At 63.8% G+C, this 18,782-nt stretch carries 14 protein-coding genes and 4 tRNA genes; 11 read left to right on the top strand and 7 right to left on the bottom strand.

Going from position 1 to position 18,782, the window contains the following annotated elements:
- Nucleotides 1-157: 157 nt before the first annotated feature.
- The 3 genes from CGX12_RS05180 (at nt 158) to CGX12_RS05170 (ending at nt 6,760) form a co-directional block, all read left to right on the top strand.
- A complete protein-coding gene (locus CGX12_RS05180) occupies nt 158-4,993 on the top strand; it encodes an NAD-glutamate dehydrogenase (RefSeq protein WP_094038829.1) in 4,836 nt (1,611 codons plus the stop codon).
- 57 nt (nt 4,994-5,050) lie between these two features.
- Nucleotides 5,051-6,058, top strand: coding sequence for a quinone-dependent dihydroorotate dehydrogenase (gene pyrD, locus CGX12_RS05175; RefSeq protein ID WP_094038828.1), 1,008 nt, complete (start codon nt 5,051-5,053; stop codon nt 6,056-6,058).
- A 165-nt stretch (nt 6,059-6,223) separates the two neighbouring features.
- A complete protein-coding gene (locus tag CGX12_RS05170) occupies nt 6,224-6,760 on the top strand; it encodes a cell division protein ZapC (protein ID WP_094038827.1) in 537 nt (178 codons plus the stop codon).
- A gap of 17 nt (nt 6,761-6,777) precedes the next feature.
- Here the strand turns inward: CGX12_RS05170 and CGX12_RS05165 are convergent.
- From CGX12_RS05165 to CGX12_RS05150, 4 genes are all read right to left on the bottom strand, one after another.
- Nucleotides 6,778-6,854, bottom strand: a tRNA-Met gene (locus tag CGX12_RS05165).
- A gap of 50 nt (nt 6,855-6,904) precedes the next feature.
- Nucleotides 6,905-6,981 (bottom strand) — tRNA-Met (locus CGX12_RS05160).
- Nucleotides 6,982-7,032: 51 nt separating this feature from the next.
- Nucleotides 7,033-7,109, bottom strand: a tRNA-Met gene (locus CGX12_RS05155).
- Between the two features lie 44 nt (nt 7,110-7,153).
- Nucleotides 7,154-7,230, bottom strand: a tRNA-Met gene (locus CGX12_RS05150).
- Nucleotides 7,231-7,411: 181 nt separating this feature from the next.
- Between CGX12_RS05150 and rlmKL the strand changes: the two genes are divergently transcribed.
- The 4 genes from rlmKL to rmf all read left to right on the top strand — a co-directional run bounded on the left by rlmKL (nt 7,412) and on the right by rmf (nt 12,015).
- A complete protein-coding gene (rlmKL, locus tag CGX12_RS05145; protein WP_094038826.1) occupies nt 7,412-9,520 on the top strand; it encodes a bifunctional 23S rRNA (guanine(2069)-N(7))-methyltransferase RlmK/23S rRNA (guanine(2445)-N(2))-methyltransferase RlmL in 2,109 nt (702 codons plus the stop codon).
- 4 nt (nt 9,521-9,524) lie between these two features.
- Nucleotides 9,525-9,752 (top strand): glutaredoxin family protein, encoded by a 228-nt coding sequence (locus tag CGX12_RS05140; protein ID WP_176442002.1) that lies wholly within the window; start codon nt 9,525-9,527, stop codon nt 9,750-9,752.
- Nucleotides 9,749-11,653, top strand: coding sequence for an ATP-binding cassette ATPase Uup (gene uup / locus CGX12_RS05135; protein ID WP_094038824.1), 1,905 nt, complete (start codon nt 9,749-9,751; stop codon nt 11,651-11,653). Before CGX12_RS05140 ends, uup begins: the two co-directional genes overlap by 4 nt.
- 185 nt (nt 11,654-11,838) lie before the next feature.
- Nucleotides 11,839-12,015 carry a ribosome modulation factor gene (rmf, locus tag CGX12_RS05130; protein ID WP_094038823.1) on the top strand — a complete coding sequence of 59 codons (177 nt, stop codon included), beginning with the start codon at nt 11,839-11,841 and terminating at the stop codon, nt 12,013-12,015.
- A 63-nt stretch (nt 12,016-12,078) separates the two neighbouring features.
- On the opposite strand, the gene fabA is transcribed toward rmf, so the two are convergent.
- On the bottom strand, nt 12,079-12,609 hold the full coding sequence (gene fabA / locus CGX12_RS05125; protein ID WP_094038822.1) for a 3-hydroxyacyl-[acyl-carrier-protein] dehydratase FabA: 531 nt from the start codon (nt 12,607-12,609) through the stop codon (nt 12,079-12,081).
- 92 nt (nt 12,610-12,701) lie between these two features.
- Nucleotides 12,702-14,660, bottom strand: coding sequence for a Lon protease family protein (locus CGX12_RS05120; protein WP_094038821.1), 1,959 nt, complete (start codon nt 14,658-14,660; stop codon nt 12,702-12,704).
- Nucleotides 14,661-14,828: 168 nt separating this feature from the next.
- On the opposite strand from CGX12_RS05120, the gene CGX12_RS05115 reads away from it, so the two are divergent.
- A complete protein-coding gene (locus CGX12_RS05115; protein ID WP_094038820.1) occupies nt 14,829-15,338 on the top strand; it encodes a phosphatase PAP2 family protein in 510 nt (169 codons plus the stop codon).
- A 12-nt stretch (nt 15,339-15,350) separates the two neighbouring features.
- Complete coding sequence (locus CGX12_RS05110; protein WP_094038819.1) at nt 15,351-16,403, top strand: MJ1255/VC2487 family glycosyltransferase; 1,053 nt, start codon at nt 15,351-15,353, stop codon at nt 16,401-16,403.
- On the opposite strand, the gene CGX12_RS05105 is transcribed toward CGX12_RS05110, so the two are convergent.
- Nucleotides 16,400-17,125: a hypothetical protein gene (locus tag CGX12_RS05105; RefSeq protein WP_094038818.1), complete on the bottom strand. Its 726-nt coding sequence runs from the start codon at nt 17,123-17,125 to the stop codon at nt 16,400-16,402. The genes CGX12_RS05110 and CGX12_RS05105 overlap by 4 nt on opposite strands.
- On the opposite strand from CGX12_RS05105, the gene CGX12_RS20190 reads away from it, so the two are divergent.
- Both CGX12_RS20190 and CGX12_RS05100 read left to right on the top strand, forming a co-directional pair.
- Nucleotides 17,124-17,318 carry a hypothetical protein gene (locus tag CGX12_RS20190; RefSeq protein ID WP_254918215.1) on the top strand — a complete coding sequence of 65 codons (195 nt, stop codon included), beginning with the start codon at nt 17,124-17,126 and terminating at the stop codon, nt 17,316-17,318. The genes CGX12_RS05105 and CGX12_RS20190 overlap by 2 nt on opposite strands.
- 161 nt (nt 17,319-17,479) lie before the next feature.
- Nucleotides 17,480-18,592 carry a CapA family protein gene (locus tag CGX12_RS05100; RefSeq protein WP_094038817.1) on the top strand — a complete coding sequence of 371 codons (1,113 nt, stop codon included), beginning with the start codon at nt 17,480-17,482 and terminating at the stop codon, nt 18,590-18,592.
- The last annotated feature ends 190 nt before the right edge of the window (nt 18,593-18,782 follow it).

The raw sequence follows: 18,782 nt of genomic DNA, 5'->3' as shown, positions 1-18,782 counted from the left end.
CATTGTATATATTCCGCTCACAAGTGACCTGGTCGATATTTTTCGGCCTTAATTCACTGCATTTCTCGCATTCGGCCTGGGCCGGGCTTACACTGGGCGGGTCCCGTTGGGGCTACTCTCCCCATGGTTATTGCCTGTACCCGAGGAACACTACGCCATGACATTCAAAGACGCAGCAACATCCGTTTTGCTCGAAAACGTCAATCAATTGGTAGAAGACAAATTTTCCGATCACACCGCGCCCCTGGTGAACACCTTTGTCAGCAAGCTTTACAGCGGCATGACTCACGATGATCTCAACCATCGCAACGACAGCGATCTCTACGGTGCGGCCATCAGCCTGTGGAACGCCTTCGAAACCCGTGCCGACCAGGCACCCTATGTGCGGGTATACAACCCCGAACTTTCCCGCCATGGCTGGCAGTCTCCTCACACCATCGTCGAACTGATCATCAAGGACGCGCCTTTCCTGGTGGACTCCATCCGCATGGCGCTGACCCGCCTCGGCATCACCTCGCACCTGATGCTGCACCAGCCGATGCACCTTGTCCGCGACGAGCAGGGCAAGTTGCAGCGGATCCTCGGCCGCCGGGAGCAGGATCAGCAGAACCGGGTGGAAACCGCCTTCCTGATCGAGATCGATCGCCAGCCCGAGGCCGAGGCCCGGGAGCGGCTGCGCGACGAGCTGTTGTCGGTGGTGGAGGAAGTGGCATTGGCGGTGGGAGACTGGCAACCCATGGTCGACCGGCTCAACGACATCATCAAGGCGCTGCCCAAGCAGGCCAAGGGCACGGATCCGGATGACCTCAAGGAGACCCTGGCTTTCCTGAACTGGGTGGCGGATCACAACTTCACCCTGATGGGCTATCGCCGCTACAACGTGTCCGCCATCGAGGGTGACTACGAGCTGCTCCCCGAGCCCGAGTCCGGCCTGGGGCTGATGCGCAAGGCCCTGCACAGCGACGGCCTCAAGCTCAGCAGCCTGACCGCGACCGCCCGCGAAGCCGCGCTCAGCAAGGACATTCTGGTCCTGACCAAGACCAACCACAAGTCCCGGGTGCACCGGCCCGCCTATATCGACTATATCGGCGTCAAGCGCTTCGATGCCAAGGGCAATGTCGTCGGCGAGGATCGCTTTATCGGCCTCTACGCCTCCAGCATCTACAACACCAGTGCCATGCAGATCCCGCTGATCGGCGCCAAGCTCAAGCGCATCATCGACGCCTCCGGCCTGGAGCGCGGCTCCCATGCCTACAAGGCGCTGCTCAACATCCTGGAAACCTATCCCCGCGACGAGCTGATCCAGGCCACCGAGAAGGAACTGCTCGACATCGGCATGGGCGTGCTCGGCATGCAGGAGCGGGACATGACCCGGCTGTTCGTGCGCCGGGATCTGTTCGGCCGCTTCTTCTCCTGCATGGTGTACGTCACCAAGGAGCGTTACAACACCGCCCTGCGGGAAAAGACCCAGCGTATCTTCCAGCGCTATTTCGGTTCCACCGAGGAGGTGGAATTCACCACCTATTTCTCCGAAGGCGTACTGGCCCGCACCCACTACCTGATCCGGGTGCAGAACAACTCTATGGACATTGATGTGAACGAGATCCAGGCAAACCTGATTGAAGCGGCCCGCAGTTGGGAAGACAAACTGGAGCAGTCCCTGTCCACCAGTTTCGGTGAAGCCGAGGGCAACCGGCTGAAGAACAAGTATCGCAACGCTTTCCCCCGCGCCTATACCGAAGAGGTGCTGCCGGGCTCGGCGGTGGCCGACATCGAGAAACTGGAAGCGCTGAGCGACGATGACAAGCTCGGCATGCTGTTCTACCGGGCCCAGGAAGAAGAACGCGATTCCAACCGGGTTCGGCTCAAGCTCTACCACAGGGCCGAGCCCATCCACCTGTCCGACGTACTGCCCATGCTGGAAAACATGGGGCTGCGGGTCATCGGCGAAACCCCCTATGAAATCGACTGTGCCGGCGAGACCTTCTGGATCCTCGATTTCTCCATGTTCTACACCGGCGCCCCGCTCGATCTGGATGCCAGCCAGGAGCGCTTCCAGAAAGCCTTCGCCCAGGTTTGGGCCAACGAGCTGGAAAGCGACGGCTTCAACCGCCTGGTGCTGGCCGCCGGCCTGTCCGGCCGGGAAGTCAGCGTGCTGCGCGCCTATGCCAAGTACATGCGCCAGACCGGCGTCAGCTTCAGCCAGAGCTATATCGAGGAGACCCTGTCCCGCTATCCGGAACTGGCCGGGCTGCTGTTCACCCTGTTCCAGCGCCGGCTGTCGCCCAGGCTCAAGCAGGATCCCAAGCAGATCCAGAAGCTGCACCAGCAGCTGATCGACGAGCTGGACAAGGTCGCCAACCTGGACGACGACCGCATCATCCGCCGTTACATGGAGATGATCGAAGCCACCCTGCGCACCAACTTCTACCAGCCGGCCGCCGACGGCCGCGACAAGCCCTACATCTCCTTCAAGATGGCGCCGGAGCTGATCAGCGAGATGCCGCTGCCACTGCCCAAGTTCGAGATCTTCGTGTACTCGCCGCGGGTGGAAGGGGTGCACCTGCGCTGGGGCAAGGTCGCCCGGGGCGGCCTGCGCTGGTCCGATCGCCGGGAAGACTTCCGTACCGAGGTGCTCGGCCTGGTCAAGGCCCAGCAGGTGAAGAACACCGTTATCGTACCGGTGGGCGCCAAGGGCGGCTTCGTGTGCAAGCAGCTGCCGGTGGGCGATCGCGCCGCCTTCCTCAAGGAAGGCCAGAACTGCTACCGCCTGTTTATCCGCGGCCTGCTCGACGTGACCGACAACATCGTCCAGGGTGAGGTGATCCCGCCCAAAAACGTGGTGCGTCACGACGAGGACGACTACTACCTGGTAGTGGCCGCCGACAAGGGCACCGCCACCTTCTCCGACATCGCCAACGAAATCAGTGCCGAGTACGGCCACTGGCTGGGCGATGCCTTCGCTTCCGGCGGCTCGGTCGGTTACGACCACAAGAAGATGGGCATCACCGCCCGCGGCGCCTGGGAATCGGTCAAGCGCCACTTCCGCGAGCTCGGCATCGACTGCCAGCAGACCGACTTCACCTGTGTCGGGGTCGGCGACATGGCCGGGGACGTGTTCGGCAACGGCATGCTGCTGTCGCCCCATACCCGCCTGGTGGGCGCCTTCAACCATATGCACATCTTTATCGATCCCGAGCCGGAGGCGGCGGCGACCTTCAAGGAGCGGGAGCGGCTGTTCCAGCTGCCCGGCTCAAGCTGGGATGACTACGATCGCAGCCTGATCTCCGAGGGCGGCGGCATCTTCCTGCGCTCGGCCAAGTCCATCAAGCTCAGTCCCCAGATGAAGAAGCTGCTGGGTACCCAGAAGGCCAGCCTGACCCCGACCGAGGTGATCCGTCATTTGCTGATGGCCGAGGTGGATCTGCTGTGGAACGGCGGCATCGGCACCTACATCAAGTCCCGCCGGGAGACCGACGCCGACGTGGGCGATCGCGCCAACGACGCGGTGCGGGTCAATGGCGAGGATGTGCGCGCCAGGATAGTGGGCGAGGGCGGCAACCTGGGCTGCACCCAGCTGGGCCGGGTCGAATACGCCGGCCATGGCGGCCGCATCAACACCGATTTCACCGACAACGTGGGCGGGGTGGACTGCTCCGACAACGAGGTCAACATCAAGATCCTGCTCAACGCCCTGGTCGACAAGGGTGAACTGACCAAGAAGCACCGGGATCAGATGTTGTACGACATGACCCAGGACGTGGCCGAGATCGTGCTGACCAACGCCTATCGCCAGTCCCAGACCATTTCCATCACCCAGCACCGCGGTGCGAGTCCGCTCAAGGAGCACCAGCGCTTTATGCAATGGCTGGAGCGGGAAGGCAAACTCGATCGCAATCTCGAGTACCTGCCGAGCGACGAAGAGCTGGCCGAGCGCATGGCCGCGGGGCGTGGCCTGACCCGGCCCGAGCTGGCGATACTGGTGGCCTACGGCAAAATGGTGCTGAAAGAGCTGCTCAACGTGCCCGAGCTGACCGACAACGCCTATGTCGCCCGCCTGCTGCCCGCCAGCATGCCGGCCCAGCTGGTGGAACGCTTCGGCGAGGCGCTGATGGAGCACCCGCTGCGGGGCGAGATCATCGCCACCCGCCTGGCCAACATCATGGTCAACGACATGGGCTTCAACTTCGCCAACCGCATGCAGGACGAGACCGGCGCCAGCATGAGCGACATCGCCGTCAGCTTCCTGATCGCCCGGGAAGTGTTCGGCATGAATGCCCTGCTGCGCGACATCGAGGCCCTCGACAACCAGGTGGCGGCCGAGACCCAGCTCGAGATGTTCTACCAGGTACGGCGCATGGTCCGCCGGGCCACCCGCTGGTTCCTGCGCAGCCGCAACCGCAACCTGGGCATCGAGGAAACCATCGCCCAGTTCAAACCGGCCTACGACACCCTGGCCGAGCACCTCTACGAGGTGATGGTGGACGCGGAAGTGACCGAGCACCAGGCCGCCGTGGCCCGCCTGGAAGCACAGGGGGTTCCCCCCTCGGTGGCGCGGCGGGTCTCCCACATGAGCAGCCTGTTCTCCGCCCTGGATCTGGCCCAGGTAGCGGCCGAACAGGAACGGGACATCCGGGTGGTGGCCGAGCTGTATTTCCACCTCGGCGCCGAGCTGGAGCTGCACTGGTTCCTGGATCAGATCAACCAGCAGGCGGTGGGCAACCACTGGCAGGCTCTGGCCCGGGCCGCCTTCCGCGAGGATCTGGACTACCAGCAGCGCAGCCTCACCTCGGTGGTGCTGAAAAACTGTAAAGCCCAGGGCGAATGCGCTAGTATGCTCGACCAGTGGCTTAATGAGCATGAGCAGTTGCTCAATCGCTGGCGACACCTGCTGGCCGACTTCAAGACCTCCGGCGCTCACGAATTCGCCAAGTTCTCGGTCGCCCTGCGCGAGCTGAACCTGCTCCATCTCAACTGCATGAACGCCGTCTGACGGTGTAAAACGCAAAAGCCCCGGCCATGACCGGGGCTTTTTTATGAGGAAAACAACGTGTATTCACTGGCTAAATCCCTGCTTTTTCAATGTGACCCCGAGCACGCCCACGAGCTGACCATCAAGGGTCTGGCCAAGACCCAGCACAGCCCCCTGGCGGCCCTGTACCGCCGGCCGCTGATCCAGAACCCGGTGCAACTGATGGGGCTGACCTTCACCAACCCGGTGGGACTGGCGGCCGGGCTCGACAAGAACGGGGACTGCATCGACGCCTTCGCCGCCATGGGCTTCGGCTTTATCGAGGTGGGCACCGTGACTCCGCGCCCCCAGGAGGGCAACGAGAAGCCGCGGCTGTTCCGGGTGAAGCCGGCGGAGGGCATCATCAATCGCATGGGGTTCAACAACCAGGGTATCGATTATCTGATTGAAAACGTGAAGCGCTCCCGTTATCAGGGCGTGCTCGGCATCAATATCGGCAAGAACAAGGACACCCCCATCGAGCACGGCAAGGACGATTACCTGATCTGCATGGAAAAATCCTATCCCCATGCGGGCTATATCACCGTCAATATTTCCTCGCCCAATACCCCGGATCTGCGCTCCCTGCAATATGGCGAGGCACTCGACGATTTATTGTCTGCCCTCAAGCAAAAGCAGAAGGAATTGGCCGAGCGCCATGGCAAATACGTGCCCCTGGTGGTGAAAATAGCGCCGGATTTGACCAGCGAGGAAATTGAGCAGATCGCCGACAGCCTGGTGCGCTTTGAAATAGACGGCGTCATCGCCACCAATACCACCCTGGATCGTTCCTTGATCTTCGATCTTCCCCACGCCTACGAGGCCGGCGGCCTGAGCGGCCGGCCGGTACAGGGCAAGAGCACCGAGGTGATCGCCGAGCTGGCCCGCCGCCTCGACGGCCGTCTGCCCATTATCGGGGTAGGGGGAATCGACTCCCTCACCGCGGCCCGCGAAAAAATGGCCGCCGGCGCCAGCCTGGTGCAGATTTATTCCGGTTTTATTTATCACGGCCCGGGCTTGATCCAGACCCTGGCCAGGCATCTTTAAAGCACGGACGGAAATGGACGGCGGCCAGGGAAGGCTTGCCGGCTCCCGGATAAAAATGGGTGCAAATGCGTCATATCGATGAAAGTTTGCTCCCTACCATGAAATACAATATATATTAAGGTGTTGGGGACGAGACTTTTCTTTTATTCACAAGGTGTGATCCGGATGCTGCTAAAACCAAACGACAGCTGGCGCTGGTTTCTCGGAGATGAGCGGCGCCTGATGCTGGATTTAGGGGAGGAGATGCTGTTCGCCACTCCTTACCTGCATAAACAGCTGGTCTGTGCCGAGGGCATGAGCCAGTGCTTTTCGGTGGAAGACACCGGCCTTTATTATACCTTTCTCGACAAGCTGGGCGGTATCCATGCGCCGGCGCAGCGGGTGCAGGCGGCCCTCAATGCCGTGGCGGTGGCCCGTTTCTACAAGCCATTGATGCCCCAGAGCTGGTTTTTCACGCAACAGGCGGATTATCACCAGCCCGAGCTGGGCGAGCTGATCGGCCTGGCTGTGGCGGGTGAACGGCTGACCCTGATGGTGGTGGAAACCTCGGCCTCGGCGTCGGTCTGTGTCTCCCTGTCGGTGCCGACCGCCCTGAACGACAGCAAGCAGTTGCCGACCTTCGGCGCCATCAAGGTAATGAACGACAGGTTGATAAGCCTCGAGGAAATCGAGCAGGAAGAAGAACTTCGCAGGGTAGGGTAGGGGAAAACCGGAAAAATTGGTTGCGGGAGCCGGATTTGAACCGACGACCTTCGGGTTATGAGCCCGACGAGCTACCAGGCTGCTCCATCCCGCGTCCGGTATTTAACGTCTTGCAGTGTGCTTTCAGGCTGTTGTGCGTCAAGTTGGTTGCGGGAGCCGGATTTGAACCGACGACCTTCGGGTTATGAGCCCGACGAGCTACCAGGCTGCTCCATCCCGCGTCCGGTACTTAACGTCTTACAGCGTGCTTGTCAGGTTGTCTGTTATCAGGTTGGTTGCGGGAGCCGGATTTGAACCGACGACCTTCGGGTTATGAGCCCGACGAGCTACCAGGCTGCTCCATCCCGCGCCTGAACCTTGATAAGGTAAACCTTGTATTGCCTTTCCGAGAACTGGTTGCGGGAGCCGGATTTGAACCGACGACCTTCGGGTTATGAGCCCGACGAGCTACCAGGCTGCTCCATCCCGCGTCCTCAGGCTGCGTATACTAGTGATCCCCATCACTGAACGCAAGGACTTTGCCAGAAGTTTATTCCGGTTGCGCAATAATACCGCTATATGCCTATCTTCCGCGCAGGGCGGCGGCAATTTTTACAGCCCCCGGGCCGTTTCAGGTATAATACCGCCTTCTTTTATCAGACAAGCCTGACTATGCTGCCGTTTTTTGCTACCTGCCCCAAGGGGCTGGAATCCCTACTCACCGATGAACTGCAACAGCTGGGTGCCAGCGAGCTCCAGGAGACCGTGGCCGGCGTGGCCTTCCGGGGCAGCCTGGAAACCGCCTACCGCGCCTGCCTGTGGTCGCGGCTGGCCTCGCGCATCATGCTGCAGCTGGCCGACTTCACCATGCGCGACGACATGGATCTCTACCTGGGGGCGGCCAACATCGAGTGGGAGCGGCATATCCAGGAGGGCCAGACCTTCGCGGTGGACTTTTCCGGCGGCAACAACGCCATCACCAACACCCAGTACGGCGCCCTCAAGATCAAGGACGCCATCGTCGACCGTCTGAGCAAGCGCCGGGGCGAGCGGCCGAGCGTGGACAAGCGGGCGCCCGACATCCGCATCCTCGCTCACCTCAAGCGCAACCAGCTCAGCATCACCCTGGATCTGTCCGGCCCGGCCCTGCACCAGCGCGGCTACCGCCAGCAGGCGGGGGAGGCGCCGCTCAAGGAAAACCTGGCCGCCGCCATACTGCTGCGCAGCGGCTGGGACAAACGCGCCCCCCTGGTCGATCCCATGTGCGGCTCGGGCACACTATTAATAGAAGCGGCGCTGATGGCCGCCGATCAGGCCCCCGGCCTGCTGCGCCCACGGTTCGGCTTTATGGCCTGGTCCGGTCACGATGATGCCCTGTGGCAGCAGGTCAAGGCCGAAGCCACGGTGCGTGCCACCCGCGGCCTCAAGCAGGCCGAGCCGGTGCTGTTCGGTTTCGATCAGGACAAGCGGGTGCTGGGCTTCGCCCGGGACAACGCCGAGGCGGCCGGGGTCGCGGCGCTGGTGCGTTTCGAGCAGGGCAGCGTCGATGCCCTCACCAATCCCGCCGAACAGCCCGGCTGGCTGATTTCCAACCCGCCCTACGGCGAGCGCCTGAGCGAGTTTCCTTCCCTGCTCGGTCTGCACCAGGCCCTGGGCGACAAGCTGCGGGATCAGTTCAAGGGCTGGCATGTGAGCCTGATCTCCAGCTCCCCGGAGCTGCTCAGCTGCCTGCGGCTGCGGCCCGAGAAAAGCTACAAGCTGTTCAACGGCGCCCTGGCCTGCGAGCTGCGCAACTACCGCATCGCCGAGGATGCCAGGGCCGCCCGCCCGCTGGCGGAGGATTTCGCCAACCGCCTGGCCAAGAACCTCAAGGCGCTGGAAAAGTGGGCCAGGGCCGAGCAGATCGACTGCTACCGGCTGTACGACGCGGATCTGCCCGAGTACAACGCCGCCATCGACCGCTACCGGGATCACCTGGTGATCCAGGAATACGCGGCGCCCAAGAGCATCCCCGAACACAAGGCCCGGGCCCGCTTCTTCGATCTGGTGCAGGCCACCATGGCGGTGACCGGGGTGCCCGGCGACAAGGTGGTGCTCAAGGTGCGCGCCCGGCAGAAGGGCACCGAGCAGTATGAAAAGCTGGACCGGCGCGAACAGTGGATGGAGGTGCAGGAGCACAACGCCCGCCTGCTGGTCAACCTGTACGACTACCTGGACACCGGCCTGTTCCTGGATCACCGGCCCATCCGCAAGCGGCTGGGGGAGCTGGCCCGGGGCAAGGACTTCCTCAACCTGTTTGCCTACACCGGCACCGCCACCGTGCACGCCGGCCTGGGCGGCGCCAAATCCACCACCACGGTGGACATGTCCCGCACCTACCTGGCCTGGGCCGAGCGCAACATGCAGCTCAACGGCCTGACCGGCCGGCGCCACCAGTTTATCCAGGCGGACTGCCTGGGCTGGCTGAGCCAGTCCGGCGCCGATTACGATCTTATCTTCGTCGATCCGCCGACCTTCTCCAATTCCAAGCGGATGGAGGACAGCTTCGATGTACAGCGGGATCATGTGGAGCTGCTGCACCTGCTGAGCAAGCGGCTGCGCCCGGACGGGCTGTTGATCTTTTCCAACAACAAGCGCCACTTCAAGCTGGATCACGGGGCCCTGGCCGAGCTGGGACTGGCGGCGAAAGACATCACCAAGGCCAGCCTGCCCAAGGATTTCGCCCGCAACCCGCAGATCCACAACTGCTGGGAAATCCGCTGGAGCCAACCCCATGAGTGACCGGATGACGCTGTTTTCCACCGACGGCTGCCACCTGTGCGAGCAGGCCTGGCGGCTGTTGGAGCAGACCGGGCTGGCCGCCGACACCGACATCAAGGACATCATCGACGACGAGCGCTGGCTTGCCGCCTACGCGGTGCGCATCCCGGTGCTGCGCCGCGCCGACGGCGCCGAGCTGGACTGGCCCTTTACCGCCGCCGACCTTATCGACTTTAGCCGAGTAACATCATGAGTTTGCTGACCCTGCAGAACGCCCAGCTGGCGTTCGGAGATGCCCCGCTGCTGGACGGGGTGGAATTGAATATTCAGGCCGGTGAACGGCTGTGCATCGTCGGCCGCAACGGCGCCGGCAAATCGACCCTGATGAAGGTGATCGCCGGCGACATCCAGCTCGACGACGGCCGCCGCCAGCTGCAGCAGGGGGTGAAAATCGCCCGGCTGGAGCAGGACCCGCCCCAGGTCGACGACGATCAGACGGTGTTCGACTACGTGGCCGGCGGCCTGGCGGAGCTGGGCGAGCTGCTGGCCGCCTACCATCACCAGCTGGAGAAAGTGAGCCACGACAGCTCCGACAAGGCGATGAAGGAGCTGATGCGGCTGCAGGAGCAGGTGGAGCACGCCGACGGCTGGCAGTTCGACACCCGCATCAACCAGAGCCTGACCCTGCTCGGCCTGAACGGCGACACCCGGCTCCAGGATCTGTCCGGCGGCTGGCTGCGCAAGGTGGCCCTGGCCCGCGCCCTGGCCAACGATCCCGACATCCTGCTGCTGGACGAACCCACCAACCACCTGGACATCGACGCCATCGCCTGGCTGGAGGGCTTCCTGGTCGATTTTCGCGGCGCCATCGTCTTTATCAGCCACGATCGGGCCTTTATCCGCAAGATGGCCACCCGCATCCTGGATCTGGACCGGGGCAAGCTCTCCAGCTGGCCCGGCAACTACGACGACTACCTGGTCAACAAGGAAGAGGCGCTGCGGGTGGAGGCGGAGCAGAACGCCCTGTTCGACAAGCGCCTGGCCCAGGAGGAAGCCTGGATCCGCCAGGGCATCAAGGCGCGTCGTACCCGCAACGAAGGCCGGGTGCGGGCGCTGAAGGCGCTGCGCAATGAGCGCAGCCAGCGGCGGGAGAGCCTGGGCAAGGTCAACGTCACCCTGGACGAAGTGCGCCGCTCGGGCAAAATCGTGTTCGAGGCGGAAAAGCTGGGTTTCAGCTACGAAGGCAAGCCCATCCTCAAGGACTTTTCCGCCCTGGTGCAGCGGGGTGACAAGATTGCCCTGGTCGGCCCCAACGGCTGCGGCAAGAGTACCCTGATCAAGCTGCTGCTGGGCCAGCTCGAGGCCCAGAGTGGCACCCTCAAGGGCGGCACCAAGCTGGAGGTGGCCTATTTCGATCAGTACCGGGAGCAGCTCGATCCCGAACGCACCGTGATGGACAACCTGGCCGACGGCAAGCAGGAAGTGGAGGTGGGCGGCAAGAGCCGCCACGTGCTGGGCTACCTGCAGGATTTCCTGTTCGAGCCCAAGCGCGCCCGGACCCCGGTGAAGGCGCTGTCCGGCGGCGAGAAGAACCGGCTGCTGCTGGCCCGGTTGTTCCTCAAGCCCTGCAACCTGCTGGTGCTGGACGAGCCCACCAACGATCTGGACGTGGAAACCCTGGAGCTGCTCGAAGAGTTGCTCGCCGACTACCAGGGCACCCTGCTGCTGGTCAGCCACGACCGGGACTTTATCGACAATACCGTGACCCACTGCTGGCTGTTCGAAGGCGAGGGCAGGGTGAGCGAGTACGTGGGCGGCTATCAGGACATGCTGTTCCAGCGCGCGCACCAGACCGAGGCGACGCCAACCAGGGAGAAGGAAGAGAAGCCCGCGCCCCGGGTGGAGAAGCCGGCGGCCAAGTCCGGCAAGAAGCTGTCGTACAAGCTGCAGCAGGAGCTGGACGGTTTGCCCGCCCGCCTGGAACAGCTGGAGCAGCAGATCGCCGCCCTGCAGGAGGAGATCAACGCGCCCGACTTCTTCGCCCAGCCGGAGGCGGTGACCCAGTCCCGGTTGCAGGCCCTGGCGGCGGTGGAAGCCGAGCTGGAGCAGGCCTTTGCCCGCTGGGAGGAGCTGGAGGAGCTGGCGGCCGGCTGAGTGAGCCGGCTCACAATTCCGGCTTTTGCTCTTTCATCAAAACTTCATAAATATCAGTCGCTAATCCGGGAAGCTGAGCTATGCTCAGAAATTGGCCTTGATCTCACTCATCAACTCAACTATTCATAGGGTGCGGCCGTTGGATTGGCCGTGCACTTTTTGTTGATTAAATGAGGGTTATACCTATGAAGAGACAAAAACGTGACCGTTTGGAAAGAGCGCGTACCCGCGGTTACCAAGCTGGAGTCAGTGGTCGTTCTAAAGAGCAGTGCCCCTACAACGATTTCGATGCCAAAGGCCATTGGTTAGGGGGCTGGCGAGACGCAATGGAAGACAAAGGCTCTGGCCTCTTCATGAAGTAAACATTTTTCTCCTTCAACAAAAAAGGCCCCGAACATCGGGGCCTTAACGTATCCGTTGCCTGCTCAGAAGCTGGAGGTATCGGTGAAGAGACCGACCTTCAGATCCTTGGCCTCGTAGATCACGCGGCCGTCCACTTCCACGATGCCGTCGGCGATGCCCATGATCAGCTTGCGCCAGATCACCCGCTTCATGGTGATTTTGTAGGTCACTTTCTTGGCGGTGGGCAGGATCTGGCCGGTGAATTTCACCTCGCCAACGCCCAGGGCGCGACCCTTGCCGGGGCCGCCCTTCCAGCCCAGGAAGAAGCCCACCAGCTGCCACATGGCGTCCAGGCCCAGGCAGCCGGGCATGACGGGATCGCCGGGGAAGTGGCAGTCGAAGAACCACAGCTCGGGGTTGATATCCAGCTCGGCCAGGATCTCGCCCTTGCCGTGCTCGCCGCCTTCGTCGCTGATGTGCACGATGCGGTCCATCATCAGCATGTTGGGGGCGGGCAGCTGGCTGTTGCCCGGGCCGAACAGTTCACCACGGCTACAGGCCAGCAGTTCGTCTTTGGTAAAGGCGTGTTTGCCCAGTTCTTTCTGTGAAGGCATTTCACTCTTCCTGATTCGAGCAGACCACAATGGCCTGGTGACAAAATTGGCGTCACTTTAGCGAACAGCTGTGCGCCAGACAAGTCCGATCTCTAATTCCGGCGGAATAAACGCCGTAAAAAGCCGCTTTCCATGGTGTGGCCGTTGAGGTCGTCCAGCCGCTCGCGGATGCGCCCGAACAGGGTCTCGGGCCTGTCCACGTCGCCCGCCGGGCAGCCGCTGAGCAGCTCGATGGCCTCTTCCACATGGGCCACCGGGTAGATATGGAAGCGACCCTCGGCCACGGCGGCACAGACCTCGTCGGACAGGTTGAGCTGCAGCCGGTTGCTGGCCGGGATCAGCACCCCCTGCTCGCCGGTCAGGCCCTGCAGCCGGCACAGCCGGAAAAAGCCTTCTATCTTCTCGTTGACGCCGCCCACCGGCTGCACCTTGCCGAACTGATCCACGGCACCGGTAATGGCGAAGTGCTGGTAAATCGGCTCCCGGGCCAGGGCCGAGAGCAGGGCGCACAGGCCGGCGAGGGAGGCGCTGTCGCCGTCGATCTCGTGGTAGGACTGCTCGAACACCAGGTTGGCGGACAGCGGCGAGGGATGCTCGGCGCCGAACAGGTTGGCCAGGTAGCCGTGGATGATCATCATGGCCTTGGCATGGATATGGCCGGCCAGCTCCGCCTTGCGCTCGATGTCGGCGATGTCGCCGTCGCCCAGGTGCACGGTGGCGGTGAGCCGCACCGGCTCGCCGAAGTCGTAGGGGTGGCCCACGATCTGGATCACCGAGAGGCCGTTGATCTGGCCCACTTCCCGGCCCCGGGTCTGCAGCAGGATCTGGCCGTCGCGCACCCCCAGATCCGAGTGCTCCACCAAAAAGCTCAGCCGGTAGTCCTGCTCCTGCTGGGCCAGCACCACCTGGGCCTCGGTGATGAGTTCGCCCTGCTCGCGCTTGGCGATGACGTCGGCCAACTGCATCAGGGCGAGCAGCTGGGCTTCCACCAGGGAGAGCCGGTGCTGGTGCTCGGTGAGCCGGCTGCCGTAGCGGCACAGGCGCAGCATGGCGCCCCTGTCCATGTCCAGCAGTTCGTGCTTGCGGCGCAGGTGGGCCAGGAAGCCGAGGTAGGTCGGCAGATCCGCCTGGGCATCCCACTCGGGGATGATGTCGGCGCGCAAAAAGGCGAGGGTATCCAGCTCCCGGTCCAGGATATAGAGCTCGGCCACCGACATGCGATCGCCCACCAGGATCAGGTGGATATCCAGGGGCGGCGGCTCGGGCTGGAAGTAGAAGGCCGCCATTTCCGCCGGCCGGCTCCACTCCACCCGGCGGGTGACCAGGGCGTTTTTCAGCCGGAACCAGAGATTGGGCTGATCCAGCAGCTCTTCGATCGGCACTATCAGGTAACCGCCGTTGGCCTGGTGGATAAGCCCCGGCTCCAGCAGGTGATGGTGGCTGAACACCGAGCCCTGCTCGGTCTGGAAGTGGATGGCGCCGAACAGCTGCTCGGCGCTGAACTGGCGGGCGTAGACGATGGGAATGGTGCTGTCGTGGCGGTGCACCATCAGGTTGATAAGGATGGGGTGGCTGAAGCCGCCGCCGGCGGCCACGTGCTGGGACAGCAACGACAGGTAGTCGGCAATCTTCTCGTCGTTGCCCTGTTTCTTCAGGATCCGCTGGACGATGTGCTCGGCCTCCAGGTGGCGGGAGGACAGCTCCAGCAACTGGCCGACCAGCTCGCAGAACTCGATGCCGGTACCGGCCTTGAGCCTGAGCCAGATCGGCTTTTGCGGATGATGCAGGTTTTCCGCGTAGCAGAGATCGAACAGATCCGCGTGGTTGGCGTGCTTTTGCACCAGATCCTGCACCAGCTCCTCGTAATCCACCCCCGGGAAACCGTTCAGCAGCAGCACCGGATTGGCGGCGTTCAGCCCCGCCAGGGTGGCGAAGGCGGAATCGGCCCGGGCCTGCAGCGCGCTGAACGGCAGGGGAGTGACATCGTTCAGGCTGGCGAGATCGGGCAGGGAAAAAGCAGGATTCAGTTCGGCAGGACTCAGTGGTTGCACTCGAAAACTCATCAACTTAGGTAAATTGCAGCCAGTATACTTGAGCCGGCCGGCAGGTCGAGCCTCTGTGTAAAAATCTGTGCCGGCTTGTCGCGCAATCGTCATGCGCCGGTCACCGCCCTGTCATCCCGGCCCGCGACCATGGGAGCCGAGCAGGGAGGAGAGCCCATGGTACTGGATGCATTGCCCCGCCTCGATCACCGGCTGTTTCGCCGAACCCAGGCCAGCCGCCACTGGCAGCAGCGGGCCTGGCTGGCCCGCTGGATTTCCCGCACCGGCGACGGCCCGCCCTATGTGCTGCTGGGGCTCTTCTTCTGGCTGAGCCGGGAGGCGCCGCTGCAGGCCTATGTGCTGGATCTGTTGCTGGCCTTCGCCCTGGAGCTGCCGCTCTACCTCAGCCTGAAAAATGGTTGCCGGCGGCGCCGGCCGGCACTGGCCCTGCCGGACGCCCGGGCCTATATCGCCCCTTCCGACCGCTTCAGCCTGCCGTCGGGTCACACCGCCGCCGCCATGCTGGTGGCCAGCCTGAGCCTGCTGCATTTCGGCGCCGCCGCCTGGCCGGTGCTGCCCTGGGCGTTGCTGGTGGGCTGGTCCCGGGTCTGGCTGGGGGTGCATTTTCCCTCCGATATCCTCGCCGGGCTGCTGCTGGGCGGCATGGTCGCCCTGTTGGTTTTTTAAGGGAGGAGTCCGATGCGCATTCTTTACGGAGTACAGGGTACCGGCAACGGCCACATCACCCGGGCCAGGGTCATGGCCGCGGCGCTGCGCCGGCGCGGGCTGGCGGTGGATTTCCTGTTCAGCGGCCGGCGGCCGGAAGACTATTTCGACATGGCGGAATTCGGCGACTACCAGAGCCGCAGCGGGCTCACCTTCGTCACCCGGCGGGGGCGGGTCGATACCCTGGCCACCCTGGGCCGCTGCCGTCCGGGGCAACTGCTGAAGGATATCCATGCCCTGCCGGTGCGGGACTACGATCTGGTGCTGAACGACTTCGAGCCGGTCACCGCCTGGGCCGCCCGGCGGGCGGGGGTGCCCTGTGTCGGTATCAGCCACCAGGCCGCCTTTCTGAGCGATATTCCCCGGCAGGGGGAGGGCTGGCTGAACCGCCGGCTTATCCGCCATTTTGCGCCGGCCGACGGCCAGTTGGGCCTGCACTGGCACCATTTCGGGCAACCATTGCTGCCACCGCTGATAGCGCCGGCGCCGGCCGTCGCCGCCACCGTGCCCGACAAGGTACTGGTATACCTGCCGTTCGAGGCGCCGGGGGATATCGCGGCCCTGCTCGGGGGCTTTCCCCATGTCCGGTTCTACTGCTATCACCCCGGGGCCGCGCCGCGGGAGCAGGGACACCTGCACTGGCGCACGCCATCGCGTCAGGGATTTCTGCGGGATCTGGCGGAGTCCGCCGGTGTTATCGCCAACAGCGGCTTCGAGTTGTCCTCGGAGGCGTTGAGCCTGGGCAAGAAACTGCTGGTCAAGCCGCTCGGGGGCCAGTTCGAGCAACTGTCCAATGCCCTGGCCCTGGCGCGGCTGAACCTGGGCAGCGTGATGGCGCGGCTGGACAGCAGCGCCGTGGCCGCCTGGCTGGCCCGGCCTCCCGCCGAGCCGGTGCACTATCCGGAGGTGGCGGAGCAACTGGTGGACTGGCTGCTGGCCGGCGACCGGCGGGGTCCCGCCTCCCTGTGCGAGGGTCTCTGGCGGCAGGTGCGCTTTCCTTCTTACTGCACCCTGCCCGGGAATTAACCGCGGCGGCGGAAGTCGGCCAGCCGCACCACGTTGTCGCGCACCGGCCGGTCCGGGTAGGGGCAGGGGAAATCCCCCACCGGGGTGTCGGGATAGCAGTCCACCGCCAGCCCCTGGCCGAAGCGGAACAGGGCATCGTCCAGCAGGCGGATCACCGGCCGGAAGGGCTGGCTGCGGTTGCCACCGACCCGTTTGTACTGCTGGTTGATATGCAGGCCCAGGCCGTAGCAGTGGTTGTCGTCCAGATAGTCCAGCTCTTCATGGGCCAGGGTGCTTTTCAGCCACTCGCCGGTATCGGTGATATGACCGTTGATGCTGGGATCGCTGTTGTTGACCCAGGTGATCCGCCGGTCTTCGGCGAAGAAACGCGCCACCATCAGCGGCAGCTCGTCGTCGTTGACGGCGCCGCTCTCCAGGGCCAGGTGCAGCGCCTCGTTGCCCCAGCGCTCCAGCAGCATCGACTCCAGCTCCGCCTGCGTGGGCGGCTCGAAAAAAGGCAGCAGCAGGGCGTAGCGGCTGTGGGCCTCGACCGCGATCACCGTGTAATGACGCAGACCGCCAGGGCGGCCATGCTCCACCAGATGGCATTGCCAGGACACCCGGCCGAAACCCGTGGTCAGCGGCTGGGTGCCAATGCGCTTGCCGTCCGGGCTGGGCAGGCGGGGCAGCTCCAGCCGCAGCCATTTGGCCAGGGCATTGCTGGCCGCGATGAGGATCTCCATGGGTTTTCCTTGTTATTCCGCCGATCATGCCGCCATGGTAGCGGGTCGGGACCGGCGGCACCAGGGCAGCGGCAAAACGGGTGAGCCGACGAATAGGAAACGCGAGCAGGGGATCAGCGCGGCCCAGTATCAGAAGGTGGCCAGGGTCAGCAAACCCACCGCCACCCGGCACCTGACCGATCTGCTCGGCTAAGGGCTGCCTGGAGAAACTGCCGGGCGGAGGCCGCGGCCCCCGCTATCGGATAAGGCAGCCATAATGCGTAGCCGTCGGCGTTATGTTAAATAATTGGCGGCTTCTGCGTATTTTTTGCCAGACTGGAGATGTAAGGCACGTCTTTTCCCGGAAGGAGCCCTATGTCCCGGCGAACCTTGAGCCTGTTCCTGTGCGGCGATGTGATGACGGGCAGGGGGATCGACCAGATCCTGCCCCGTTCCTGCCCGGACGAGCTGCACGAAGCCTATATGACCCGGGCGAGCGGCTATGTCAGGCTGGCCGAGCAGCGGCGAGGGCGGATCCCGCGACGGGTCGGCTTTGCCTATGTCTGGGGCGACGCCCTGGCCGAGCTGGCGCGGGTCGGGCCTGCGGTGCGGGTGATCAACCTGGAAACCAGCATCACCACCAGCGAAGACTGGCAGCCCAAGGGCATCAACTACCGCATGCATCCGGCCAACCTGCCCGTCCTCGGCGCCGCCGGCATCGATGTCTGTGTCCTGGCCAACAACCATGTGCTGGACTGGGGCCGGCGGGGGCTGCTCGACACCCTGGCCGGGCTGGAACGACAGGGCATCCGCACCGCCGGTGCCGGCAGGGATCTCGCCGAGGCCAGGGCGCCGGCCAGGATCGAACTCGGACCCGGGGAGGGCGGGCGCCTGCTGATCTTCGCCCTGGCCCTGGCCTCCAGCGGCGTGCCGGAAAGCTGGGCGGCCGGCGTCAACCGACCTGGGGTATTCTTTTTGCCGGCGCTGACGGCGCCAGCACTCGACGAGCTCAAGGCCCTGATCCGGCGCTGGCAACGGCCAGGGGACCGGGTGCTGGTGTCGATCCACTGGGGCCCTAACTGGGGTTACGCCATACCGGCCGCTCACCGCGATTTCGCCCGGGCCCTGATCGACGAGGCCGGGGTCGACCTGGTGCACGGCCATTCATCCCACCATGTGCTGGGGCTGGAGCTGTACCGGGAGCGACTGATCCTTTATGGCTGCGGCGATTTTATCAACGACTACGAGGGCATCCACGGTTACGAGCAATACCGGCCCGATCTGGTGCTGATGTTCTTTCCGGTGCTTGAGCGGGACAGCGGCCGCTTGCAGTCGCTGCGGCTGGTGCCGTTGCAGCTGAGCCGGTTCCGGCTGTGCCGGGCCCGGCCCGAAGACGCGGCCTGGCTGGCGCAGCGATTGAACCGGGAAGGAACACATACCGGCACGGCATTCCGCCTCCAGCCGGACGGCAGCCTGACGCTGAGATGATGCTTGGGGCGCGGGCGGCCCGCCCGCATGAGAGTGGCGCCGAGGTGGGCGAAGGCACAGCCCAGCCCGCGATGCCTGTTCTGCCTCAGCCTCTTTAAAGCTGGGTGTGGTAGGCCCGCCTGCGCTCCACCAGCCAAGGTGCCAATCTGCAAACATCGTTTGCCGCCGACGAGAAGAGTGGCAGGGATAA

The organism is Zobellella denitrificans (assembly GCF_002237365.1).
Lineage (GTDB): Bacteria > Pseudomonadota > Gammaproteobacteria > Enterobacterales > Aeromonadaceae > Oceanimonas > Oceanimonas denitrificans.
Note: the sequence above shows the minus strand (reverse complement) of the source record. Positions and strands in the feature narration are given on the sequence as shown.